General features: G+C 66.2%; 21 protein-coding genes. 15 read left to right on the top strand and 6 right to left on the bottom strand.

The features are described 5' to 3' along the window. Positions 1-33: 33 nt before the first annotated feature. Together crcB and EEB15_RS19925 are read right to left on the bottom strand one after the other, a co-directional pair. Positions 34-414: a fluoride efflux transporter CrcB gene (gene crcB, locus EEB15_RS19930; RefSeq protein ID WP_141511635.1), complete on the bottom strand. Its 381-nt coding sequence runs from the start codon at positions 412-414 to the stop codon at positions 34-36. A 14-nt stretch (positions 415-428) separates the two neighbouring features. After that, positions 429-1,028: a helix-turn-helix domain-containing protein gene (locus tag EEB15_RS19925; RefSeq protein ID WP_141511634.1), complete on the bottom strand. Its 600-nt coding sequence runs from the start codon at positions 1,026-1,028 to the stop codon at positions 429-431. A 54-nt stretch (positions 1,029-1,082) separates the two neighbouring features. Between EEB15_RS19925 and EEB15_RS19920 the strand changes: the two genes are divergently transcribed. From EEB15_RS19920 to EEB15_RS19860, 13 genes are all read left to right on the top strand, one after another. Continuing rightward, the gene (locus EEB15_RS19920; protein ID WP_141511633.1) at positions 1,083-1,604 is read left to right on the top strand and encodes a GNAT family N-acetyltransferase; all 522 of its coding nucleotides are present in this window, start codon (positions 1,083-1,085) and stop codon (positions 1,602-1,604) included. A gap of 218 nt (positions 1,605-1,822) precedes the next feature. Beyond that, positions 1,823-3,130: a sugar ABC transporter substrate-binding protein gene (locus tag EEB15_RS19915; RefSeq protein ID WP_141511632.1), complete on the top strand. Its 1,308-nt coding sequence runs from the start codon at positions 1,823-1,825 to the stop codon at positions 3,128-3,130. A 67-nt stretch (positions 3,131-3,197) separates the two neighbouring features. After that, a complete protein-coding gene (locus EEB15_RS19910; protein ID WP_141511631.1) occupies positions 3,198-4,703 on the top strand; it encodes a hypothetical protein in 1,506 nt (501 codons plus the stop codon). A 524-nt stretch (positions 4,704-5,227) separates the two neighbouring features. Beyond that, positions 5,228-6,319, top strand: coding sequence for a porin (locus EEB15_RS19905; protein ID WP_141511630.1), 1,092 nt, complete (start codon positions 5,228-5,230; stop codon positions 6,317-6,319). A 186-nt stretch (positions 6,320-6,505) separates the two neighbouring features. Then, entirely contained in the window at positions 6,506-7,813 is a 1,308-nt protein-coding gene (locus EEB15_RS19900; protein WP_141511629.1) for a sugar ABC transporter substrate-binding protein, read from the top strand. Between the two features lie 40 nt (positions 7,814-7,853). Next, the gene (locus tag EEB15_RS19895; protein WP_141511628.1) at positions 7,854-8,711 is read left to right on the top strand and encodes a carbohydrate ABC transporter permease; all 858 of its coding nucleotides are present in this window, start codon (positions 7,854-7,856) and stop codon (positions 8,709-8,711) included. A gap of 2 nt (positions 8,712-8,713) precedes the next feature. After that, positions 8,714-9,544: a carbohydrate ABC transporter permease gene (locus tag EEB15_RS19890; RefSeq protein WP_141511627.1), complete on the top strand. Its 831-nt coding sequence runs from the start codon at positions 8,714-8,716 to the stop codon at positions 9,542-9,544. A gap of 16 nt (positions 9,545-9,560) precedes the next feature. Beyond that, positions 9,561-10,607 carry an ABC transporter ATP-binding protein gene (locus EEB15_RS19885; RefSeq protein ID WP_141511626.1) on the top strand — a complete coding sequence of 349 codons (1,047 nt, stop codon included), beginning with the start codon at positions 9,561-9,563 and terminating at the stop codon, positions 10,605-10,607. A 19-nt stretch (positions 10,608-10,626) separates the two neighbouring features. After that, complete coding sequence (dalD, locus tag EEB15_RS19880; RefSeq protein ID WP_141511625.1) at positions 10,627-12,045, top strand: D-arabinitol 4-dehydrogenase; 1,419 nt, start codon at positions 10,627-10,629, stop codon at positions 12,043-12,045. 11 nt (positions 12,046-12,056) lie between these two features. Next, positions 12,057-12,842, top strand: a complete 786-nt coding sequence (locus tag EEB15_RS19875; RefSeq protein WP_141511763.1) for an L-iditol 2-dehydrogenase — start codon at positions 12,057-12,059, stop codon at positions 12,840-12,842. Positions 12,843-12,864: 22 nt separating this feature from the next. Continuing rightward, positions 12,865-13,806 (top strand): AraC family transcriptional regulator, encoded by a 942-nt coding sequence (locus tag EEB15_RS19870; RefSeq protein WP_233259554.1) that lies wholly within the window; start codon positions 12,865-12,867, stop codon positions 13,804-13,806. Positions 13,807-13,808: 2 nt separating this feature from the next. Then, complete coding sequence (gene xylB, locus EEB15_RS19865) at positions 13,809-15,281, top strand: xylulokinase (RefSeq protein ID WP_141511624.1); 1,473 nt, start codon at positions 13,809-13,811, stop codon at positions 15,279-15,281. Beyond that, the gene (locus EEB15_RS19860; RefSeq protein WP_141511623.1) at positions 15,278-16,198 is read left to right on the top strand and encodes a PfkB family carbohydrate kinase; all 921 of its coding nucleotides are present in this window, start codon (positions 15,278-15,280) and stop codon (positions 16,196-16,198) included. The genes xylB and EEB15_RS19860 overlap by 4 nt, the downstream gene beginning before the upstream one ends. Here EEB15_RS19860 and EEB15_RS19855 read toward each other — a convergent pair. Beyond that, complete coding sequence (locus tag EEB15_RS19855; RefSeq protein WP_158290171.1) at positions 16,189-16,695, bottom strand: MarR family winged helix-turn-helix transcriptional regulator; 507 nt, start codon at positions 16,693-16,695, stop codon at positions 16,189-16,191. The genes EEB15_RS19860 and EEB15_RS19855 overlap by 10 nt on opposite strands. Positions 16,696-16,955: 260 nt before the next feature. Here EEB15_RS19855 and EEB15_RS19850 point away from each other — a divergent pair, with 260 nt between their 5' ends. After that, entirely contained in the window at positions 16,956-17,327 is a 372-nt protein-coding gene (locus tag EEB15_RS19850; RefSeq protein ID WP_141511621.1) for a hypothetical protein, read from the top strand. Between the two features lie 11 nt (positions 17,328-17,338). Here EEB15_RS19850 and EEB15_RS19845 read toward each other — a convergent pair whose 3' ends face one another. Both EEB15_RS19845 and EEB15_RS19840 read right to left on the bottom strand, forming a co-directional pair. After that, the gene (locus EEB15_RS19845) at positions 17,339-19,810 is read right to left on the bottom strand and encodes an ATP-binding protein (protein ID WP_141511620.1); all 2,472 of its coding nucleotides are present in this window, start codon (positions 19,808-19,810) and stop codon (positions 17,339-17,341) included. Between the two features lie 78 nt (positions 19,811-19,888). Beyond that, positions 19,889-21,130 carry a CaiB/BaiF CoA-transferase family protein gene (locus EEB15_RS19840; protein ID WP_233259553.1) on the bottom strand — a complete coding sequence of 414 codons (1,242 nt, stop codon included), beginning with the start codon at positions 21,128-21,130 and terminating at the stop codon, positions 19,889-19,891. Between the two features lie 95 nt (positions 21,131-21,225). Here EEB15_RS19840 and gcvA point away from each other — a divergent pair, with 95 nt between their 5' ends. After that, positions 21,226-22,113 (top strand): transcriptional regulator GcvA, encoded by an 888-nt coding sequence (gene gcvA, locus EEB15_RS19835; RefSeq protein ID WP_141511619.1) that lies wholly within the window; start codon positions 21,226-21,228, stop codon positions 22,111-22,113. A 47-nt stretch (positions 22,114-22,160) separates the two neighbouring features. Here the strand turns inward: gcvA and EEB15_RS19830 are convergent. Continuing rightward, a partial coding sequence (locus tag EEB15_RS19830; protein ID WP_199236578.1) for an electron transfer flavoprotein subunit alpha/FixB family protein occupies positions 22,161-22,501 on the bottom strand: 341 nt, incomplete at its 5' end.

The following is a 22,501-nucleotide window of genomic DNA, read 5'->3' as shown; positions in this document are numbered from 1 at the left end:
CGCGAGCTTAGGGAATTTTCTTAAGGTGCGAGCTCAGGCCCGCAGCCAGGCCACGGTGGCGATGCCCAGGCCGGTGAGCGCAAAAGAGCCCAGCATGTGCGCGAACGCCGTGGCCAGCGCCCATGGCACGTGGCCTTGCTGCAACTGTGTCACGACTTCGGCGGAAAACGTCGAGAACGTGGTCAGCCCGCCCAGGAAGCCGGTGACGACGAACAGCCGGTACTGTGGCGGCAGCTGCGGCATGGTCGCGAACACCGCCACCGCCACGCCGATCAGGTAGCCGCCGATCAGGTTGGCCGCCAGCGTGCCCATGGGCAAGGCGGGGAACAGCGGGTTGAAGCGGCCGGCAAGCCCCCAGCGCAACAGGGCGCCCAGCGAGGCGCCCGCGCAGATGGAGAGGATGGAGGCGAGCATGCTTGCGCCAGATTCTAGGGGCTCATGACCAGCAGGTAGCGGCAAGCGGTGCGCCCCATCGCCTTGAAGACCAGCGGCCGGTCGACGCCGAAGTCGAGGCAGTCCCCCGGTGCCAGCTCGAAGCTGTCCTTGCCGTACTCCAGCCGCAGCGCGCCCGCGAGCAGCCACAAGCATTGGCGGTAGGGCTTGCCACCCCAGCGCGGGTAGCTGACCTGCGCACCGCGTGGGAGCTCGATCTCGACCAGCTCGACGTCGCTGCCGGCGCCGCGCTCGCGGACCTGGCGCCGGCGGTAGCCCGAGTCGGGGTCGCGCCAGGTTTCCTGCTCCTCGCGTTTTCGCAGCATGCGGCCCGGGCTTGGGTCTTCGGTCAGCAATTGCGCCAGCGACACGCCCAGGCCGGCCGCCAATTTGCCAAGGAGCGTGGCGGTGGGGCTGCTCTCGGCGCGCTCCACCTTCGAGATCATTCCCTTGCTCACGCCGGAAGCGTCCGACAGCTGGGTCAGGCTGAGCCCTCGCGCCTGGCGCAGCGCCTGCAGCCGCGCAGCGATGAGGGTGTCGATGCCGGAGTCCGTGGCCGGGGTGCGTGCAGACCGGATGGAAGACGTGTTTCTCATATTGGATTAGTATTCTCCTATATTTGACGACATCCGGCTGCGAAAGGAGTCCCCATGCATCTCGTCCAATGCACCGAAGAGCGCCACGCCGGTGCGATCCTGGCCATCTTCAACGAAGCGATCGTCAACTCGACGGCCCTGTACGACTACAAGCCGCGCGCGCCGGAAGCGATGTCGCCGTGGTTCGCCACCAAGCGTGCCAACGGATTCCCCGTCATCGGCGCGGAAGACGACAGCGGCCGGCTCCTGGGCTTCTCCAGCTACGGCACCTTCCGCGCGTGGCCGGCCTACAAGTACACGGTGGAGCACTCGATCTACATCGAGGCGGGCCAACGCGGCGCGGGGCTGGGCCGCACGTTGCTGGAGGCGCTGATCGCCAGTGCCCGTGAGCATGACGTGCACATCATGGTGGGAGCCATCGACCTGCAGAACACTGCGAGCATCGCGCTGCACGAGCGCCTGGGCTTCGAGCATGCAGGCACCATTCGCCAGGCAGCGTTCAAGTTCGGACGTTGGCTCGATCTCGCGTTCTTCCAGCTCGTTCTCGAAACGCCGCTGAAGCCGGTCGACGGCTAGAACGACTACCGCCCATTGGTTGCACCGAGGGCCTCGAACGCAGTTCCTGTACGTTCTAGGTGCAGTTGGTGAAATCCCTGGCAGGCCTTCGAAAGAGAGTACAGCCAAAGCCGCGTCGAGTATCAATGTCCGACACGCGAACTCCTATTGTTCAGTCTGTCAACGCAACCGGAGCGTTTGACGACGTTCCCACCCAAACAGGTCTTAGGAGACATCGCATGAATTTCAAAACGACACTGGTGTTCGCGGCCGCGCTGGCGGTGGCGGGCGCCGCGCACGCGGCCACCGAACTGGTCATCGCTACCGTGAACAACGGTCACATGATCGAGATGCAGAAGCTCGGCAAGCACTTCGAAGCGGCCAACCCCGACATCAAGCTGAAGTGGGTGACGCTCGAAGAAGGCGTGCTGCGCCAGCGCGTGACGACCGACATCGCCACCAACGGCGGGCAGTTCGACGTGATGACCATCGGCATGTACGAAACGCCGATCTGGGGCAAGAAGGGCTGGCTGCAAGAGCTGAAGACCGATGACGCCTACGACGTCGACGACCTGCTGCCCGCAATGCGCAACGGCCTCTCGGCCGACGGCAAGCTGTATGCCGCGCCGTTCTACGGCGAGAGCTCGATGCTGATGTACCGCAAGGACCTCGCCGACAAGGTGGGCGTGAAGCTGCCCGATCGCCCGACCTGGGCGCAGGTGAAGGATCTTGCAGCGAAGATCCACAACCCGAAGGCCGGCGTCTATGGCATCTGCCTGCGCGGCAAGCCGGGCTGGGGCGACAACATGGCCTTCCTCACCACGCTCGTCAACACGCATGGCGGCCAGTGGTTCGACATGAGCTGGAAGCCGCAGCTCGAATCCAAGCCCTGGAAAGACGCGATCACGTTCTACGTGGACCTGCTGAAGAACTACGGCCCACCCGGCTCGTCGGCCAACAGCTTCAACGAAATTCTGGCGCTGTACAACGCGGGCAAGTGCGGCATGTGGGTGGACGCGACCATCGCGGCGAGCTTCATCACCGACCCGAAGCAGTCGAAGGTGGCGGACAAGGTGGCGTTCGCGCAGGCGCCGACCGTCGTCACGCCCAAGGGCGCCAACTGGCTGTGGGCCTGGGCCCTTGCGATTCCCGCGGGCTCGCAAAAAGCCGTCGAGGCGCAGAAGTTCATCAGCTGGGCCACGTCCAAGGACTACATCCAGCTGGTGGGCAAGACCAATGGCTGGGATCATGTGCCGACCGGCACGCGCAAGAGCACGTATGCCAACCGGGGCTTCCTGTCGGCCGCGAAGTTCGCGCTGCCGGAGCGCCTGGCCATCGACACCGCCAACCCGAACGACAGCACGCTGCCCAAGAGCCCGTACGTCGGTGTGCAATACGCCGCCATTCCGGAGTTCCAGGCCATCGGCATCGCCGTCGGCCAGCAGATGAGCGCGGCGCTCGCGGGCAAGAGCACGGTAGACGAGGCGCTCAAGGCCTCGCAGGCCGCCGCCGAGCGCGAGATGAAGAAGGCCGGCTACTACAAGTGAGCGCCTAACTCAAATATCGGCCGCACCCGCAAGGCGTGCGGCCGATTCAACGTGGACGAACAACACCATGCGGCGTGAAGACATCCTGCTGAGAGAAGCCGCGCGCCGTGGGGAACCCGGCGCCTGCCTCGAAATGGCAAACCGGCTGTTCGCCGGAAAAAACGGCTTTTCCCGGAACTTCAAACTGGGCCTAGCTTATATACAACAGGAACTGGACCGCCAATCCAGTGCAGCGATCCTGCTCGTGGCGGACATGGTGCCGCTCGAAGTGCTGATGGCCCAGCAAACAAAGGACACGCTGGTGGCTGCCACGCGCTTCGGCTCCACTGCCGCCATGCTGAAGCTGGGCGTGTGGCAAACACTTTGCGGCAGACACCGGCGAGAAGGCATTGACTGGATCAATCGGTCCGCAAGACTCGACCGCGAATACAAGCCGCAGGACTTTGACGATCCGCGCGAATTTGCGCTGCAGCTCAAAGCGCAGCTTCACCCGGACATCCTCGATGCCGGCGAGGTGTGCCTGGCCGGCACGCGCGAAGCGCTGAAAGAGCAGGACGCGCGGGACGTGGGCTATTGCATCCGGGCGGCCGCGCAAGTGATGGAGCACCCTGGCCAATTGGCGCAAGCCGTATCGGCAGCCGTGCGGCTGGCCGCCACCACCATCATCCCGCTAGGCCTGCCGGCGGAACTGGTCGAGACCTGCCTGGCCAGCCGCAGCGAGCATGGCGAAGTGGAAGCGCAGTACGGGCTGGGCTGCGCGTTTGCCGGCATCCCGTATGGACACCTGCTGCCGCAGGAGCTCGCGACCCGCACCAACCTGCGGCGAGCGGCAGCGCTGTTGTTGCGTGCCGCCGACGCTGGCAAAGCCGAGGCCTGGCTGAACCTCTACGAGATCGCGTCGGACCCCAAGAGCGCGGCAGGCAATCAGGAAGCGGCGCGCTTCTTTCTGGAAAAGGCCGCGAAGTGCGGCGTAGTGCTGGCGCAGCGAAAGCTCGGCGCGCTGCTGCTCGGCGAAGCCACCAGCCTCGAAAGGGCGGAGGCGGGTGTGCACTGGCTCAATGCCGCGGCCGAAGGTGGGGACGGCGCGGCACGCGAGTTGCTGGAGACTTTGGTGCTGCCGCTGCCCACGTTGCCGGCGGGTGTCGAAACAACGATCGTGGAAAAGGTGCGCGCCGTGGATGCCGAACTCGCGGCGCGGCTGGCGCTGGCTCGCGCCTTCCACCTGACCCGAAGGGAAGCGCTCAACTTCAACGCGCGGCGCGACATCCGGCCCTGGGGCGTGCTGATCCCCGGCACGGCCAAGGAGAATCCCAAAGGCCGCCTGGCGCCGGCGATCCACGAACCGATGAAAGCCGAGCTGCAACGCGCTGCGTCGTTCTTTAATGGGTCTTCGTCGTTCGACAACATCTTCGCGCTCCACAAAGGACGGACGCAAAGGGAGATGTTCAAGGCGCTCTCCATCTCGGAGAGCATGTTCTTCCCGGCGGAGATTGGCCGCTCGTGGTCGCACTACGGATTCGGGCGGCATTGGGCGGCGAAGGCGGCGCCGTTGCTGAAGGAGTTGCTGGAATAGCAATTGGTTCTTCACTGAGCTGCGTGCTGCGTGCTGAGACCTCGCGGCAACGCCGCGCATGGCTGGGCCGCGGCGCGAGGGCTACGACGTCCGGCTGCGGTGCTTCGCACCTATAGCCGGATTCCCCGCGCTGAACGGTCTTGCGGCCCGCGCGGCGCAACTCACCCCGCCTTGCGGGGTTCAAACAGGCGCCGCGAGCATGAGACGGTCGCGTCGCCAGCGACGCTGGGCCGCAAGACCGTCCACCGCGGGCGTCTGTGCTTTATTCGCGCCGCGGCCCAGCCATGCACAGCTTTGCCGCGAGGTCTATGAATGCTTCGAAGGGGGTCAAGAAAAGCGCGTGCCGAACAGCGAATTCATTGTCGGCACCGAAGGCACGTCGCCGCACCGCAACGCCGTACCTCTAAAGAAACTCGCGCGAGTACTCCAGGCTTTGCGTGATTTGCAGCATCGCTGATGCAATGAATTGCGGCATCCGAATGGATGCTGCGTCATTCCAAATCAACTCCCCGGAGAAAATCTACATGAGACATTCCATCATCGCTCTCGCAGCGCTGGCCGCCATCGCTGCCGGTTCGGCGCAGGCCCAATCGTCCGTCACGCTGTACGGCCTCGTCGACGCGGCGCTGGCCCACGGCTCCGGCGACATCTCCAACAAGACGCAACTCAAAGGCTCGGGCTACAACAGCTCGCACTTCGGCATGCGCGGCACGGAAGACCTGGGCGGCGGCCTTTCCGCGTCCTTCGCGCTGGAAGCCGGCGTGAACAACGACAGCGGCGCCGGGCAGGGCACCAACACCAACAACCAGCCCAGCGGCGGCACCGGCGGCAATGCGCTGACGTTCAACCGCCAGTCGTGGCTGAGCCTCGCCGGCAGCTGGGGCGAACTGCGCGTGGGCCGCGACTACACGCCGCAGTTCCGCAACACCGACGTGTTCGATCCCATGGGCACGAACGGCGTGGGCACCAACCTGCTGCTGTTCCCGATGGTCGACTACATCCCGACCTACGTGCGCGCTTCCAACGGCGTCGCGTACCTGTTCAACACCAACGGCTGGAGCAGCGGCCCGGGCTTCTACGGCACGGTGCAGTACTACCTGGGCGAGAACAACAGCGGTGCCGCGACTTCGAGCGACGGCAATGGCGCGGGCGCGCGCATCGGCTACGCCACCGGCCCCTTCAACGTCTCGCTGGCCGTGAGCCGCACCAAGTACGCGGCGGGCGATGCCAAGCAGAACAACGCCGGCGTGTCGTACGACTTCGGCGCGGCCAAGGTGATGGCGCAGTTCGCCAGCGACAGCCTGGGCTCGGTCGATGGACGCGGTTACCTGGTGGGCGGCCACGTGCCCGTCGGTGCCGGTGTCATCCGCCTGTCCTATGCCCGCTACTCCCTGGATATGGCCGGCGACCCGACCAGCAAGAAGCTGGCTGTCGGTTATGTGCACAACCTGAGCAAGCGCACGGCGCTGTTCGCCACGTTTGCCCGCGTCAACAACCGTGGCACGGTGGCTTCGAATGCGGGCACGATCAACGCTTCCATCGCGCTGAATGGCGCCGTGACGGGCCCGAGCGGCTCGTCCAGCGGCTACGACTTCGGCATCCGCCACAGCTTCTGACACCCACCGCCAAGGTGTACGAAATCGCATAACTTGGTGAAATCCCTGAGACTTGCGCGATTTAAAGTACCAGCAAGCCTCAGCCGAGTATCAGTCGCGCCGCGGGGAAGACTTATCGTTCACCCGTCGGCGCCCAAAGCGATTCGCGTCGCAAAAACCCTTTACCGGTTTCTCTAGGAGACATACATGAAATTCAAAGCGACTCTGGCGCTCGGCGCCGCGCTGGCCCTGTCCTGCGCTGCCCAGGCAGCCACCGAGCTGGTCATTGCCACCGTGAACAACGGGCACATGATCGAGATGCAGAAGCTCGGCAAGAACTTCGAGGCCGCCAATCCCGACATCAAGCTGAAGTGGGTCACGCTGGAAGAAGGCGTGCTGCGCCAGCGTGTGACGACCGACATCGCCACCAAGGGCGGCCAGTTCGACGTCATGACCATCGGCATGTACGAAACGCCGATCTGGGGCAAGAAGGGTTGGCTGCAGGAACTCAAGCCCACCGCCGCGTATGACGTGGACGACCTGCTGCCCGCCATGCGCAACGGCCTGTCGCTCGACGGCAAGCTGTTTGCCGCGCCCTTCTACGGCGAGAGCTCGATGCTGATGTACCGCAAGGACCTGGCCGACAAGGCCGGCGTGACGCTGGGCGACAAGCCGACCTGGGCGCAGGTGAAGGACTTCGCGGCCAAGGTGCACAACCCCAAGGAAGGCGTCTACGGCATCTGCCTGCGCGGCAAGCCGGGCTGGGGCGACAACATGGCCTTCCTCACCACGCTGGTCAACACCAACGGCGGCCAGTGGTTCGACAACAGCTGGAAGCCGCAGCTGGAATCGCAGCCCTGGAAGGACGCGATCAACTTCTACGTGGACTTGCTGAAGAACTACGGCCCGCCGGGTTCGTCGGCCAACAGCTTCAACGAGATCCTGGCCCTGTTCAACGCCGGCAAATGCGGCGCCTGGGTCGATGCGACCATCGCAGCCAGCTTCATCAGCGACCCGAAGCAGTCGAAGGTGGCCGACAAGGTGGCCTATGCGCAAGCCCCGACGGCCGTGACGCCCAAGGGTGCCAACTGGCTGTGGGCCTGGGCCCTCGCGATTCCGGCGGGTTCGGCCAAAGTCACCGAGGCGCAGAAGTTCATCGACTGGGCCACGTCCAAGGACTACATCCAGCTGGTGGGTAAGACCAACGGCTGGGGCACGGTGCCGACCGGCACGCGCAAGAGCACCTACGCCAACGCCGACTTCCTGAAGGCCGCCAAGTTCGCCACCGCCGAGAAGGCCGCGATCGACACTGCCAACCCGAACGACAGCACACTGCCCAAGAGCCCGTATGTGGGCGTGCAGTTCGCCGCCATCCCCGAGTTCCAGGCCATCGGCATCGCCGTGGGCCAGCAGATGAGCGCGGCACTCGCGGGCAAGACGACTGTGGACGCGGCGCTGAAGGCCTCGCAGAACTCGGCCGAGCGCGAGATGAAGAAGGCCGGGTACTACAAGTAATCCGCCGCAACACGTTCGGCAACAGCAAGGCGAATTCTCGATGACCCGGTTCCTGCCCCGCGCGCTGATGGCGCCTGCAGTGGGCGCGCTCTTCCTCTGGATGATCGTGCCGCTGCTGATGACCATCTACTTCTCATTCATCCGCTACAACCTGATGCAGCCGGAGGTGATCGGTTGGGCGGGGCTGGCCAACTACGAGTTCTTCGTCACCGACCCGTCGTTCACGGTGGCCGTTGGGAACACGCTGCTGCTCCTGGGCAGCGTGATTGCAATCACCGTGGTCGGCGGTGTCGCCCTGGCCCTGCTGATCGACGCGCCCTTCCCGGGGCGCGGCGTGGTCCGCCTGCTGCTGATCTCGCCTTTCTTCGTGATGCCCACGGTCAACGCGCTGCTGTGGAAGCACATGATGATGAACCCGATCTACGGCGTGCTGGCCCAGGTCTGGATCTTCTTCGGCGCGACCCCGGTGGACTGGCTCACCGACCTGCCTCTCTTCAGCGTGATCATCATGGTCGCCTGGCAGTGGCTGCCGTTCGCCACGCTGATCTTCATCACCGCGCTGCAATCGATGAACCGCGAGCAGCTGGAGGCGGCGCGCATGGACGGTGCCAACTACCTGCAGCAGCTGCGCTACATGGTGCTGCCGCACCTGGGCCGGTCGATCGCCGTGGTGATCATGATCGAGATGATTTTCCTGATGAGCGTGTTCGCCGAGATTTTCACCACCACCGGCGGCGGACCCGGCGACGCCAGCACCAACATCGCCTTCCTGATCTTCAAGCAGGCGCTGCTCAATTTCGACGCGGGTGTCGCGTCGGCCGGTGCGCTGTTCGCGGTGCTGCTCGCCAACATCGCCGCGATCTTCCTGATCCGCATGGTTGGCAAGAACCTGGACTGATCATGAACTTGCCGTATCGCTTCACCCCGGCCCTCGTCGCCCGCACGGCCGCGGCCTGGATCGTCACGCTGATGATTTTCTTCCCGCTCGGCTGGCTGTTCATGATGGCCTTCAAGACCGAGTTGCAGGCCATCAACGTGCCGCCGCTGTTCTTCTTTTCGCCCACGCTGGAAAACTTCCACGAGGTGCAGCAGCGCAGCGACTACCTGCTGTACGCCAAGAACTCCGTCATCACCAGCGTGCTGTCCACGCTGATCGGCCTGGCCATCGCCGCGCCCGCCGCCTATTCGATGACGTTCTTCAAGACCAAGCGCACCCGCGACATCCTGATGTGGATGCTGTCGACCAAGATGATGCCGGCCGTCGGCGCGCTGGTGCCGGTGTATGTGCTGGCGCAAAAGAGCCACCTGTTGGACACGCAGGCCGGCCTGATCATCGTCTTCACCCTGTCCAACCTGCCGATCATGGTCTGGATGCTGTACTCGCACTTCAAGGACATCCCGCACGAGATCCTGGAAGCCGCGCGAATGGACGGCGCCACGCTGTGGCAGGAGTGCCGCATGGTGCTCGCGCCGCTGGCGATGGGCGGCCTGGCATCCACGGGCCTGCTGTGCCTGGTGCTGTCCTGGAACGAGGCGTTCTGGGCCTTGAACCTGAGCGCGGCCAAGGCCGGCACGCTGGCGGCACTGATCGCCTCCTATTCGAGCCCCGAAGGCCTCTTCTGGGCCAAGCTCTCGGCCGCCTCGCTGATGGCCATCGCGCCCATCGTGGTGTTCGGCTGGTTCTGCCAGAAGCAATTGGTCCAAGGCCTCACCTTCGGCGCTGTGAAGTAATCGCGAAAGAAACAATATGGCATTCCTCCAACTCAAGAGCATCGAGAAGAAATTCGGCGAGGCCCGCGTCATCCAGGGCATTGACCTCACCATCGAGCGCGGCGAATTTGTCGTCTTCGTCGGCCCTTCGGGCTGCGGCAAATCCACCTTGCTCCGCCTCATTGCCGGTCTGGAAGAAATCAGCGCCGGTTCGCTGGAACTCGACGGCCGCGACATCACCAAACTGCCTTCGTCCAAGCGCGACCTGGCGATGGTGTTCCAGAGCTACGCGCTGTACCCGCACATGAGCGTGTACGACAACATGAGCTTCGCGCTGCGCCTGGCCAAGGCCGATCCGGCGGTGATCAAGGAAAAGGTCGAACGCGCAGCGCAGATCCTGAACCTCGGCCCGTACCTGCAACGCACGCCGCGTGAGCTGTCCGGCGGCCAGCGCCAGCGCGTGGCGATCGGCCGCGCCATCGTGCGCTCGCCCAAGGTGTTCCTGTTCGACGAGCCGCTGTCCAACCTCGATGCCGCGCTGCGCGGCCAGACCCGCGTGGAGATCGCCAAGCTGCACCGCGAGCTGGGCGCGACCACCATCTACGTGACGCACGACCAGGTCGAGGCCATGACGCTGGCCGACCGCGTGGTGGTGCTGCGCGATGGCCGCATCGAACAGGTCGGCACGCCTTTGGAGCTGTACGACCGACCGGCCAGCCGCTTCGTCGCGCAGTTCATCGGCACGCCGCAGATGAACGTGGTGTCGGCCGGTGTGCTGCCGCAATTGCAATCGGTGCTGGGTGTGCGGCTGCCCGGCGACGGCGTGGTGGGGCTGCGCCCCGAGAGCGTGACGCTCACTACGGCCGGCAAAGGCCAGTTCGACGGCCGCGTGGAATTGGTCGAAGCGCTGGGTGCGGAGACGCTGATCTACGTGAGCACCGCGAGCGGTGCCCAGCTCACTTCGCGCCAAAGCACCCGCACGCAGCTGCGCGCCGGCGACAACGTCGGCGTGGACGTGGACGCGAATGCGGTGCACCTGTTCGACGCGCAGGGTCATGCCTTGCCCGTGCCGGTGGCCCACTGAACAAGGCTCGCGAAGACAAATGGCCGTTCCCGCTTCCGCAACCGCTTCTTCCGCGCCGCTCGTGATGCTGCATCTCGGGCTGGGCTCCTTTCACCGCGCGCACCAGGCGGTGTACCTGCACCGGCTGATGGAGGCCGGCGACACCGGCTGGGTGCTCGCGGCCGGCAATATCCGTCCCGACATGGCCGAGACCATCGCCGCGCTGCAAGCGCAGGGCGGGGCCTACACGCTCGAGACCGTGACGCCGGCCGGCGAGCGCAACTACGCGCGCATCGCGTCCATCCGCACCGTGGTGCCTTGGGATGCGGAGTTGTCCGGGCTGGTTGCGCGCGGCGCCGACGCCCATACGCGCATCATTTCCTTCACCGTGACCGAGGCGGGCTACTACCTCAACGCGGCCAACCAGCTGGACTTCGCGCTCGCCGACGTCGAGAACGATCTTGCGGCCGCACGCGCCGGCCGGCCCGGCAGCACGATCTACGGCGCGCTCGCCGCCATCCTGCGCGAGCGCATGGCGCGCGGCGCCAGCGGCGTGACGCTGCTCAATTGCGACAACCTGCGCCACAACGGTGACCGCTCGCGCGCCGGCCTGCTGCAGTTCATCGAGCGGTTGGGCGATGCCCGCCTGCTGGATTGGGTGAACACCCACACCGCCAGCCCTAACGCGATGGTCGACCGCATCACGCCGCGGCCCACCGCCGAAGTGGTGCAGCGCGTGAAGGCCGCCACTCGGCACGACGATCCCGCGGCGCTGATGGCCGAGAGCTTCACGCAGTGGGTGATCGAAGAGCGCTTTGCCAATGGGCGTCCCGACTGGGAGAAAGTCGGCGTGGAGATGGTGAAGTCGGTGGATGCGCATGAAGAGGCGAAGATTCGCCTGCTCAACGCCACGCACAGCTGCATCGCCTGGGCCGGCACGCTGGCGGGCTACAGCTTCATTCATGAAGGCACACGCGACGCGCGAATCCGGCAATTGGCCTACGACTACGTGACCGACGACACGATCCCCGTGCTCGAGCCCAGCCCGATTGACCTGGCGCGCTACCGCGACGTGGTGCTGGAACGCTTCGGCAACCCGGCGCTTCGCGACACGAACCAGCGCGTCGCCATGGACGGCTTCTCCAAGATTCCGGGTTTCATCGCGCCGACGGTGCGCGAGCGCATGGCGCGCGGCGAATCCATAGACGCTGTGGCGATGCTGCCGGCGTTGTTCCTGGCCTGCCTGCGGCGCTGGCACGACGGTGAGCTGCCGTATGCGTATGAGGACCAGGCCATGGACCCGCAAGTCGCCCACGCGATCTGCGCCGCACCCGATCCGGTGGCCGCCTTCGCTGCCGACACATCGCTCTGGGGGCCGCAAGCCGGAAACGCCCAACTGCTGGCCGCATTGCGCGGAGCCGCCGAACGGGTGGAGCAACTGCAAAAGGAATACGCATGAGCGAAGTACGAATGCTCGGGCGCCTGCAAGACAAGCACGCGCTGCTCACCGGCGCCGGCGGCGGCATCGGCCTGGCCGTCGCGCAAGCCTACCTGGAGCAGGGCGCCCGCTGCACGATCGTCGACATCGCGCCAACTGCACCCGCCGCCCTCGTGCCGCTGCTGGCGGCGCACGCCGGCCGCGCGCACTATGTCAGCGCCGACATCACACGGGCCGCGCAGATCGACGCCATGATTGCCACTGCAGAAGAGCGCCTGGGCGTACCGCAAATCCTTTTCAACAACGCCGCCGTATTCGACCTGGCGCCGCTGCTGGAAAGCGACGAGGCGATGTACGACCGCCTGTTCGCCGTCAACGTGAAGGGCCTGTTCTTCGTCATGCAGAAAGTGCTGACGCGCATGGTGGCGCGCGAGGTGCGCGGCGCGGTGATCAACATGGCCTCGCAAGCCGGCCGCCGTGGCGAAGCGCTGGTGTCGCACTATTGCGCGACCAAGGCGGCTGTGATCAGCTACACGCAGTCGGCCGCGCTGGCGATGGCGCCCTATGGCATTCGCGTCAATGGCATCTCGCCGGGCGTCATCGACACGCCGATGTGGCAGCACGTCGATGCGCTGTTCGCCCGGCACGAGGGCCTGGCACCCGGCGAGAAAAAAAAGCAGGTCGGCCTGGCCGTACCGCTGGGCTACATGGGGGCGCCGTCGGACATCGCCGGTGCGGCCGTGTTCCTGGGCAGCGACGAGGCCTCCTACATCACCGCCCAGACGCTCAATGTGGACGGCGGCAACGTCATGAGCTAACCTTTCAGCAGGTACCTTCGCCATGGCCAGCATGATGACCCGCCGCCGCAACGTCCCCCGCCAGCGCCAGCCGGAGCTGGAGCACGACTATGCGCGCAGCCCGTCGCTGGGCTACGAGCCGCCGGAGACAGGCTTCATCCGCTGCCTCTCGCACGGCTTCCCCACGCCCCTGGCGCGCTGGCACTACCACGACGAGTACGAGCTGCACCTCATCGTCGCGTCGTCAGGCAAGGCTTTCGTCGGCGATTACATCGGCTACTTCCAGCCGGGCCACCTGGTTCTGACCGGCCCGCGCCTGCCGCACAACTGGATTTCGCTGGACATGCCCGAAGGCGGCATCCCCGAGCGCGACCTGGTGATCCAGTTCCCGCACGCGCCGATCGAGCATGCGGCCGAACACATCCCCGAACTCGGCGAAGTGCTGCCGTTGCTGGAGCGCTCGCGCCATGGTGTCGAATTCTTCGGCTTGTCGGATCACGCCGCCGAGCACTGGCACGACATCAAGGCCAGCCACGGCCTCGCGCGGCTGGGCGTGTTCTGCGAATTCCTGGGCGAGCTGGCGCGCTGCACCGATTACCGGCTGCTGTCGCACGCACAACTGCAGAGCGTCGACGACAACACGCAGCTCGACCAGATCAACGCCATCGTCAGCCGCATCACCGACAACCTGTCGCAGCCCCTGTCCGCCGCCGATCTGGCCGAGGAACTGGGCATGACCGAAAGCCGCTTCTCGCGCTTCTTCCGGCGCGCCACCGGCAACACCTTCACCGACTTTGTGAACCAGGTGCGCATCAACCGCGCCTGCCAGCTGCTGATGGAGTCCGACCGCTTCATCACGCACATCTGCTACGAAGTGGGCTTCAACAACATCGCCAACTTCAACCGCCGTTTCCTGGACATCAAGGGCATGACGCCCAGCGAGTTCCGCCGGCAGGTCGACACGCGCTTCGGCCTCAAGCACTAGCCATGTACCTCGGAATCGATCTCGGCACCTCGGGTGTCAAGCTGGTCCTGCTCGACAGCAATCATCACGTCGTGGCCACGGCCGACGCGCCGCTTGAAGTCTCGCGCCCGCAATCCCTGTGGAGCGAACAGAATCCGCAGGATTGGTGGCGGGCGGTCGAGCAGGCGGTGGCGCAGTTGCGCTCCGCGGCGCCTGCGGCCTGGCTTGCGGTGCGCGCCATTGGCCTGTCGGGCCAGATGCACGGGGCGGTGGTACTCGATGCGGCGCAGCGGGTGCTTCGCCCGGCTATTCTGTGGAACGACGGCCGCGCATTCGCCGAATGCGCCGAACTCGAAGCCATCGAGCCGCGTTCGCGCGAGATCACAGGCAACCTCGCCATGGCCGGCTTCACGGCGCCGAAGCTGCTGTGGCTGCGCAAGCACGAGCCGGAAGTGTTCGCGCAGGCGCGCAAGGTGCTGCTGCCCAAGGACTGGCTGCGCCTTCAGCTGACCGGTGAGGCGGTGAGCGACATGTCCGATGCTTCCGGTACGCTGTGGCTGGACGTGGCGGCACGGCGCTGGAGCGGCGCGATGCTCGAAGCCTGCGGCCTCTCGCTGGAGCACATGCCCCGGCTGGTGGAGGGCAGCGCGCCGACCGGCGTCCTGCGGTCCGCGCTGGCCCTGGCCTGGGGATTGCGCCCCGAGGTCGTGGTGGCCGGAGGCGGTGGCGACAACGCCGCCAGCGCGGTGGGCATGGGCGCGGCGCGCGCGGGGCAGGGTTTCGTGTCGCTGGGCACGTCGGGCGTGGTGTTCCTGGCCGGCGATGCGTTCAGGCCGGCGCCGGAGCAGGCCGTTCATGCCTTCGCTCATGCACTGCCGGGCCGCTGGCACCAGATGTCGGTGATGCTCAGCGCTGCGAGCGCGCTGGCGTGGGCGAAGCGTCTCACGGGCAGCAACACCGAAGCCGAACTGGTGGCGCATGCATCGCAGCTCTCTTCGGCGCAACGCGCGCGGGCGCCGCTGTTCCTGCCCTACCTGTCGGGCGAGCGCACGCCGCACAACAACCCCCAGGCCAGCGGTGTACTGGCTGGCCTGCGCCAGGAACATGGTCCGGCCGACATCGGCTATGCGGTGATGGAAGGCGTGGCCTTCGGCTTGAAAGATGGCTTGATGGCGATGCAGCGCGACGCCGCAACGGGCGAACTCGCGCTGGTCGGCGGCGGCGCGCGCAGCGATGCCTGGGCCCAGTTGCTGGCGTCCGCACTGGGCTGTGTGCTGCGGCGTGCCGACGGTGCCCACGCCGCCGCGGCCGTGGGCGCCGCGCGGCTGGCGTGGCTGGCCGACGAAGGCAGCGAGTCCGACGTGTGCACTGCCGCGGTGGGCGGCCGTGTGTTCGCGCCCGACGCCGGTGAGGCGGCGATCCTGCAACCGCGCTACCGGCGCTTTCGCTCCTTGTACCCAGCGCTCGCGCCGCACTTCGACGAGGTCCCCGCATGACGCGCGTTGCCGTTTTCGGGGAGATGCTGGTCGATCGGTTCGACACCGGTCCGGTGGTGGGTGGTGCACCGTTCAATGTGGCGCGCCACCTGGCGGCGTTCGGCCAAGCGCCGTTGATGATCAGCGCCGTAGGCACGGACGCCACGGCGCAACCGGTGATGGCGGAGTTCGAACGCTACGGCATGGCGCGCGAGGGCGTGCAAATCCTGCCGGCGCGGGCGACTGGCGCTGTGGACGTGGAGACACTGCCGGGTGGCGGCCACGCCTTCTACATCTGCAAGGACAGCGCCTGGGATTTCATCGACCCAGCGCCGGCGAACGGCGCGCTGGCGACGCTGGAACCGGGCGGCTGGCTGTACTGCGGCACGCTGGCGCTGCGCTCGCCGGCGTCTCGCGCCACCGGGTTGGCACTGTTGCGCGCGCATGCCGGCCAGCGCTACGTCGATCTCAACTGGCGCGAGGGCCATGTAGCACGCGAAGACGCATTGCAGGTGGTGCGCCTGGCCGATGTGCTCAAGGTCAACGACGAAGAACTGGCGATGCTGTGCACCTGGCTGGGCCGCAACGCCGTCGACGCGGCGTCAGTGGAGGCGGGTGCGCGGTTCCTGCTGGAACGCCTGCCGCTGCAGATGCTGCTGGTGACCTGCGGCGCCAATGGCGCAATGGCTTTCGATGCGGCGGGGCATTGCGTCGCACGGGACCGCAGCGCGCGGCCGGCGCAACTGGTGGACACGGTGGGCGCGGGCGATTCGTTCTCGGCCGTGATGCTGGCGGGGTTGCTACGCGGCTGGGATTTGCAGGCGGCGCTGGAGCGTGCCAACGAGTTCGCGGGCCACATCTGCGAAGTGCGCGGTGCGGTGCCGGCCGACATCGCGGCCTACGAAACCTGGACCGGGCACTGGCCGCCTCAGGCCTGAGGAGAGTCCGCGGGCATCGAAGGCCGCGCGAACGCCACTTTTTCCAGCAGTTCCACCAGCATGGCCCGTTCGGCCGGGGTGAGCTGGCCCAGCCAGCCTTCGTCCATGTCCTTGGTTGCCGCGCGGGCCTGGCGCAGCAGCTTCGTCCCCGCCGCGCTCAGTGTGATGAACTGCATGCGCTTGTCCTGCTCGGCGCGCGCGCGCTCCAACAGGCCGCGGCCCTCGAGTCGCCGCAGGACGCCCGTCATGTTCGGCTGCGCCACGCCCAAGGCCTGCGACAGCTGCGTCAACGTGGCTTGCCCGTTGCTGGCCAGAAGGACCATGAGCGAGAACTCGACAGGCCTCAAGTCGTGCGACCGGCCGACATGCTCTTCGTAGGCCCGGAAGGCGATGAAGCGTGCCCGCGCGAGGAAGTAGCCCAAGTGCTTCTTCAGCTCGGACTGTTCGAGGCGCGCATTGCCGTTGGGCGGCGGTGCACTGGGCATCTTCTTCGTCATTGCGATCATCTCCCCGCGATGCACGATGGGTCCAACAAGTTATAGACCATTAGAAACCTTCTGGCAAGCAATGCGAGCACTTTCGGCGGCCACTCCCTTCCGTCAAATGAGAAGTTCGAGAGTGGCTAGGGAAACTACTGATCGTTCATAACCATATTGAGCTTGAATTGCTTATGCTTCATATCAATACTTATCCCAACGCAGGGAGTGTTCGCTGGCTCGCAAACAAGCAGCCGCGCCGATCTTCAGGAGCAAGCGCCATGAACTGGTTTTCGTCCAGCCGCGGCCTGGCGGGCAGCGAGCCCGCCGGTGCCGGCCCGGCCCGCGCGACTCACAAGGAACGCACCGAGGCGCTCCGCTCCGCGATGCTCGAAGCGCTGGCCGGCATCAGCGCGGCCCCGGGCGCGCGCGCGCTGATGCACCGCATCCACGTCGCCGGCGATGCCGTCGGCCTGTGGTACATGCGCCCGGAGGTCATGAGCATGCTGGCGTCGTACCACGGTGAGGCCGTGGCCCGCCAGACGCTGGCGCGCCTGGGCATCCATTTCCAGGGCATCTTGCCGGAGGGCTTGGCGTCGCAGCTTCGCCCCACCGGCCGCACCGGAACGCCGGCGTCATTCCCGCCGGCTTGAACCGCACTCGGTCAAAGGCAGCGGTCGAGCGCCTCGATCAGCACGTTGAGTGCCGATTCGAATTCCCGCAGCCGCGGCTCCAGTGGCGCGCCGCGCAGCCCGTCTTTCAGGCCCTGTTCCAGCTCGCTCGCGGCGGTTTGCAACGCGGTGGCACCGATGCTGCCGCTCACGCCCTTCGCGGTGTGGGCCAGCCTCTCGGCGGCTGGTGCATCGCCGAAAACCAAAGCCATCGAAATTTCCTCCACCGCGCCGCGATGGCTGTCGGCAAAACGCCGGAGCATGTCGAGGTAAAGCTTCTTCTTTCCCATCATGCGCGACAGCCCCAGCGCCGTGTCGAGCCCGGGGATGCCTTCCGGCAGGTCGCCCAACGGGTTGGCCGGCGCCGACGGGTCCGGCGCGGTCACCGGCTGCGCGGCGGGCCTGATCCAACGCAGGAGCACGGCCCACAACGACGACGGGTCGATCGGCTTCACCACGAAATCGTCCATGCCCGCATCGATGCAGCGCTGCAGGTCCTGTTCCATCGCGTTGGCGGTCATCGCCACGATGGGCAGGTTGCGCAGCAGCGGACAGCGGCGAATCTCGACGGTGGCGGTCACGCCGTCCATCACCGGCATCTGCATGTCCATGAAGACAAGGTCATAAGGTGACTGCTGCACCATCGCCAGCGCGACCTGTCCGTTGGCGGCGACGTCGACCACGAGGCCCGCGTCTTGCAGCATCTCGCGTGCCACTTCCTGGTTGATGTCGTTGTCTTCCACCAGCAGAATGCGTGCGCCGCGGATCGTCTCCAGGCCGGTGGCGATGCCCGGCCCGACGCCGGCATCGCCTGCCGAGGCGAGTATCGGTTCGGCCTCGGGCGGCTGGCCGGCGCCGATCCCGAGCCGCGCGGTGAACCAGAAGGTGCTGCCTTCACCCGGTACGCTTTCCACGCCGACTTCACCGCCCATCAGCTCGGCCAGTTGCCGCGAAATCGCGAGCCCAAGGCCGGTTCCTCCAAACTGGCGCGTGGTCGAGGCGTCTGCCTGCGAGAAGCTCTGGAACAAGCGCCCCATCTGTTCGGGCGTGATGCCGATGCCGGTGTCGCGCACGCAAAAACGCAGCAGGGCGTCGTTGTCCGTCCGTTCAGCGGCACTCACCGAGACGGTGACCTGGCCACGCTCGGTGAACTTCACCGCGTTGCCCGCGTAGTTGATCAGCACCTGGCCGAGCCGAAGCGGGTCGCCTACCAGGTGAGACGGAACGTCAGGCGCAACTTCGAATGCAAGCTCCAGCCCCTTCGACCGCGCCTTCTCTCCCAGCAGCGCGTGCATGTTGTCCAGCAGGCTCGCCAGCTCGAAGCCGTTGTTCTCCAGGTCCAGCTTGCCGGCCTCCACTTTGGAGAAGTCGAGAATGTCGTTGATCACGCCCAGAAGGTGCCGTCCCGATGTCTGGACCTTGGCGATGTAGTCGCGTTGGCGCGGCGCGAGGTCGGTCTTCAGCAACAGGTGCGACAGGCCGATGATTGCGTTCATCGGCGTGCGGATTTCATGGCTCATGTTGGCCAGGAAGTCCGACTTCATACGCGTGGCTCCCTCGGCGATCTCCTTGGCGCGGCGGACCTCCTCCTCGGCATGGCGGCGTTCGGTCACGTCGCGGCCGATGGCAAGCATGCCGAGGAGTGCGCCCTCCCGATCACGCAAGGGCGAACGCAGCATCTCCTTGTAGTGTTGCGAGCCGTCCGGATAGGCTTGCAGGTCTTCGGTCACGCGTGGCTGCAGGTCGGCCATCAGGGCGCGCTCCTCGTCCCACACCAGTCGGCCCCTGTCCCCGGGGAACATTTCCAGCGCCGTGTGGCCCAGCAGCTCCTCTGGGCGGTAGCCGGTCATTTCGCTGAATGCCTTGTTGCAGCCCAGGTAGCGGCCGTCCGGGTCCTTGAACGTGATGGTGTCGGGGATCGAGTCGATGAGCGAAAGCAGGGTGGCTTGATGGCGGCGGATTTCGCGGTCGGCCGCCCGGATTTCTTCTTCGCGGCGCAACCGTTCGGTGATGTCGCGGAATGTGATCACGCTGCCCACGCATTTGCCGCCCACGCGTTGCGGGCTGACTTCCCGCTCGAGAACGCGTCCGTCAAGCATTTCCACCTGGCCGATGACGGCGTGCTCCGGGTTCCCAAGTAGTTTTTCCGTTCGACGGAACTGCTCCTGCGGATCTTTCACGCGGGTGGCCTGCAGACGCACCAGCTCATCCCGGTCGATGTGCGCGATCTCGGCTTCGGGGATGCCCCACATCTGCGCGAAGCGGCTGTTGAAGTGGAGCGAGCCATCGGAATGCTGAAGCGTCACGATGCCTTCGCTGGCCGCGTCGAGGGTCGACAAAAGCAACTGCTGCGAACTGCGCACCTCGGCCAGTTCACGCCGCAGGCAGGCCAGCTCGTCCTGCGGGTCGTGCAGGCTGGCATCGTGATGCGCAAGCGCGGATATCTCGTGGGGGGCGCGGTCCATAGGCTGGCCTCTGGGGGAGTCGAGCCCCGATCACACCACCCCGCCACCCCCGAAGCTTAGGCAATTTGCCTATGGGGTTTAGGCCCTTTTCGCAGCGGGTCGTGGCCGCGTCAACCCATCCAACACCTGCTCCGTGTCAGCGCCCAAGGCGGGCGCGGCGTGCCGGTAGCGCACCGGCGTCTTCGACAGCCGCAGCGGACTGGCCACAGCGGGCGCCGTGCCGCCAGCCGCATGCGGCATCTCGACACGCAGCCCGCGCGCGATGACGTGCGGGTCGGCGAAGACCTCTTCCAGCGTGTTGATGGGGCCACAGGGCACGTTGGCCGTTTCGAGCAGGGCGATCCACTCCACCGTGGTGCGCATCACGGTGGCTTGGCGGAGCAAGGGGACGAGCGCGGCCCGATTTTCGACACGCGCGGCGTTGGTCGCGAAGCGCGCATCGGCGGACCACTCGAGATGCCCGGCGACGCGGCAGAACGATGCGAACTGGCTGTCGTTGCCCACCGCGAGGATCATGTCGCCGTCGGCGGTGGGGAAGGATTGGTAGGGCACGATGCTCGGGTGCGCGTTGCCAAGGCGCTGCGGTGATCGCCCGGTAACCAGGTAGTTCTGCGCCTGGTTCGCCAGGCACGACACCTGCACGTCGAGCAGCGCAAGGTCGATGTGCTGGCCTTCGCCGGACCTCTCGCGCCACGCCACCGCGGCGAGGATTCCGGCGACGGCATGCAGGCCCGTCAGCACGTCGGTGAGCGCGACGCCGACTTTCACCGGCCCGCCGCCCGGTTCGGTGTCGGGCAAGCCGGTGAGGCTCATGAGGCCGCCCATGCCCTGGATCATGAAGTCGTATCCCGGCCGCTGCGCATAAGGGCCGGTCTGGCCGAAGCCGGTGATGGAGCAGTAGATGAGGCGCGGATTGAGCTTCGCCAGGCTGGCGTAGTCCAGCCCGTACTTCGCGAGGCCACCAACCTTGAAGTTCTCGACCAGCACGTCGGATTGCAGCGCCAGCTCGCGGATGCGCGCCTGGCCTTCCGCGGTAGCCATGTCCAATGCCACCGACTTCTTGTTGCGATTGGCGCAGAGAAAGTACGCCGACTCCACGGGCCGGCCTTCCGTGTCTTCGAGGTAGGGCGGGCCCCAGCCGCGCGTATCGTCGCCACGCTCCGGGTGCTCCACCTTGATGACCTCGGCGCCGAGGTCCGCGAGCATCTGGCTGGCCCAAGGACCCGCCAGCACGCGCGACAGGTCGAGCACGCGCAGGTGCGACAGGGCGCCGGCAGTGCTGTCGGTGGGGTTCGGTTTCTGCATTTCGGGGTGGGGCATCGGGCGACTGTAAGAGTCCGCGCCTTTGGGGTAAAACGATTTGTTCTCACCCTCTCGTGCGAAAATCGCACTTCGAGAACTCCGGGCAGAACTGCATGCGCCGCAAGATCCCCAGCACCAACGCGCTGAACGCTTTCGAGGCCGCCGCGCGGCACGCCAGCTTCACCGAGGCCGCCAATGAACTGGCGCTGACGCAAAGCGCGGTGTGCCGGCAGATCGCGGGCCTGGAGGACTTTTTGGGCGTGAAGCTCTTTCGCCGGTCACGGCGTGGCGTGGTGCTGACCGAAGCCGGCGCCACCTACCACCGCAAGGTGGCGCAGCGGCTGGACGAAGTGGAGCGCGACACGCTCGACCTGATGGCGCACCAGGGCCGCGGCGGCACGCTGGAACTGGCGGTGGTGCCCACCTTCGGCACACGCTGGCTCTTGCCCCGTCTGCCCGACTTTGCGCGCAAGCACCCGGACGTCACGCTGAACCTGTCGAGCCAGAGCCGCCCCTTCCTTTTCGACGAGACCGACTTCGACGCGGCCATCTACACCGGTGACGGCAACTGGCCCGGCACTGTAGCGACTCATTTGATGCCCGAGACGCTGGTGCCGGTGTGCAGCCCGTCGCTGATCGCACCGCGCAAGAAGCTCACGCCGCAGCAGCTGGCGGAATACCCGCTGCTGCAACAGAGCACGCGCCCGCACTCCTGGCGCCTGTGGTTCGAGTCGATCGGCTACAGCCCGGGCAAAGAGCTGGTCGGCCCGCGCTACGAGCTGTACTTCATGTCGCTGCAGGCCGCGACAGTGGGGCTGGGCGTTGCGCTGGTGCCGGAATACTGCCTGGGCGACGACATCAAGTCGGGGCGGCTCGTCATCCCCGTGAAGCATGCGGCGCCGAGCGATCGCGCGTATTACCTCGTGAGCCCGGAGCACAAGGCCGAGAGCCCGGTGCTCGCGGTGTTCAGGGACTGGATGCTGGAGCAGGTGCGGACCTGATTTGCCGGTATTGCGCCCTCTCCCAGAGGGAAAGGGAATAAGTCAGGTCAAAGCGCGGCGATCAGCTCCGGAATCGCGGTGAACAGGTCGGCCTCCAGGCCGTAATCGGCCACCGAGAAGATCGGTGCCTCCGGATCCTTGTTGATCGCCACGATCACCTTCGAATCCTTCATGCCGGCCAAATGCTGGATCGCTCCCGAGATGCCCGCCGCGATGTACAGCTGCGGCGCGACGATCTTGCCGGTCTGGCCGACCTGCAAATCATTGGGCGCATAGCCCGCATCCACCGCCGCCCGGCTCGCGCCGATGGCCGCGCCCAGCTTGTCGGCCAGGGGCGTCATCACTTCATTGAACTTCTCCGAGCTGCCGAGTGCGCGGCCACCGGACA

Source organism: Ramlibacter sp. WS9 (assembly GCF_003797765.1).
Classification (GTDB): Bacteria; Pseudomonadota; Gammaproteobacteria; order Burkholderiales; family Burkholderiaceae_C; genus Ramlibacter.
Note: the sequence above shows the minus strand (reverse complement) of the source record. Positions and strands in the feature narration are given on the sequence as shown.

Excerpts from the sequence above, each read along its gene's own strand:
- crcB (WP_141511635.1), bottom strand. The coding sequence starts at position 414 with ATGCTCGCCTCCATCCTCTCCATCTGCGCGGGCGCCTCGCTGGGCGCC.
- EEB15_RS19925 (WP_141511634.1), bottom strand. The coding sequence starts at position 1,028 with ATGAGAAACACGTCTTCCATCCGGTCTGCACGCACCCCGGCCACGGAC.
- EEB15_RS19920 (WP_141511633.1), top strand. The coding sequence starts at position 1,083 with ATGCATCTCGTCCAATGCACCGAAGAGCGCCACGCCGGTGCGATCCTG.
- EEB15_RS19915 (WP_141511632.1), top strand. The coding sequence starts at position 1,823 with ATGAATTTCAAAACGACACTGGTGTTCGCGGCCGCGCTGGCGGTGGCG.
- EEB15_RS19910 (WP_141511631.1), top strand. The coding sequence starts at position 3,198 with ATGCGGCGTGAAGACATCCTGCTGAGAGAAGCCGCGCGCCGTGGGGAA.
- EEB15_RS19905 (WP_141511630.1), top strand. The coding sequence starts at position 5,228 with ATGAGACATTCCATCATCGCTCTCGCAGCGCTGGCCGCCATCGCTGCC.
- EEB15_RS19900 (WP_141511629.1), top strand. The coding sequence starts at position 6,506 with ATGAAATTCAAAGCGACTCTGGCGCTCGGCGCCGCGCTGGCCCTGTCC.
- EEB15_RS19895 (WP_141511628.1), top strand. The coding sequence starts at position 7,854 with ATGACCCGGTTCCTGCCCCGCGCGCTGATGGCGCCTGCAGTGGGCGCG.
- EEB15_RS19890 (WP_141511627.1), top strand. The coding sequence starts at position 8,714 with ATGAACTTGCCGTATCGCTTCACCCCGGCCCTCGTCGCCCGCACGGCC.
- EEB15_RS19885 (WP_141511626.1), top strand. The coding sequence starts at position 9,561 with ATGGCATTCCTCCAACTCAAGAGCATCGAGAAGAAATTCGGCGAGGCC.
- dalD (WP_141511625.1), top strand. The coding sequence starts at position 10,627 with ATGGCCGTTCCCGCTTCCGCAACCGCTTCTTCCGCGCCGCTCGTGATG.
- EEB15_RS19875 (WP_141511763.1), top strand. The coding sequence starts at position 12,057 with ATGCTCGGGCGCCTGCAAGACAAGCACGCGCTGCTCACCGGCGCCGGC.
- EEB15_RS19870 (WP_233259554.1), top strand. The coding sequence starts at position 12,865 with ATGGCCAGCATGATGACCCGCCGCCGCAACGTCCCCCGCCAGCGCCAG.
- xylB (WP_141511624.1), top strand. The coding sequence starts at position 13,809 with ATGTACCTCGGAATCGATCTCGGCACCTCGGGTGTCAAGCTGGTCCTG.
- EEB15_RS19860 (WP_141511623.1), top strand. The coding sequence starts at position 15,278 with ATGACGCGCGTTGCCGTTTTCGGGGAGATGCTGGTCGATCGGTTCGAC.
- EEB15_RS19855 (WP_158290171.1), bottom strand. The coding sequence starts at position 16,695 with ATGACGAAGAAGATGCCCAGTGCACCGCCGCCCAACGGCAATGCGCGC.
- EEB15_RS19850 (WP_141511621.1), top strand. The coding sequence starts at position 16,956 with ATGAACTGGTTTTCGTCCAGCCGCGGCCTGGCGGGCAGCGAGCCCGCC.
- EEB15_RS19845 (WP_141511620.1), bottom strand. The coding sequence starts at position 19,810 with ATGGACCGCGCCCCCCACGAGATATCCGCGCTTGCGCATCACGATGCC.
- EEB15_RS19840 (WP_233259553.1), bottom strand. The coding sequence starts at position 21,130 with ATGCCCCACCCCGAAATGCAGAAACCGAACCCCACCGACAGCACTGCC.
- gcvA (WP_141511619.1), top strand. The coding sequence starts at position 21,226 with ATGCGCCGCAAGATCCCCAGCACCAACGCGCTGAACGCTTTCGAGGCC.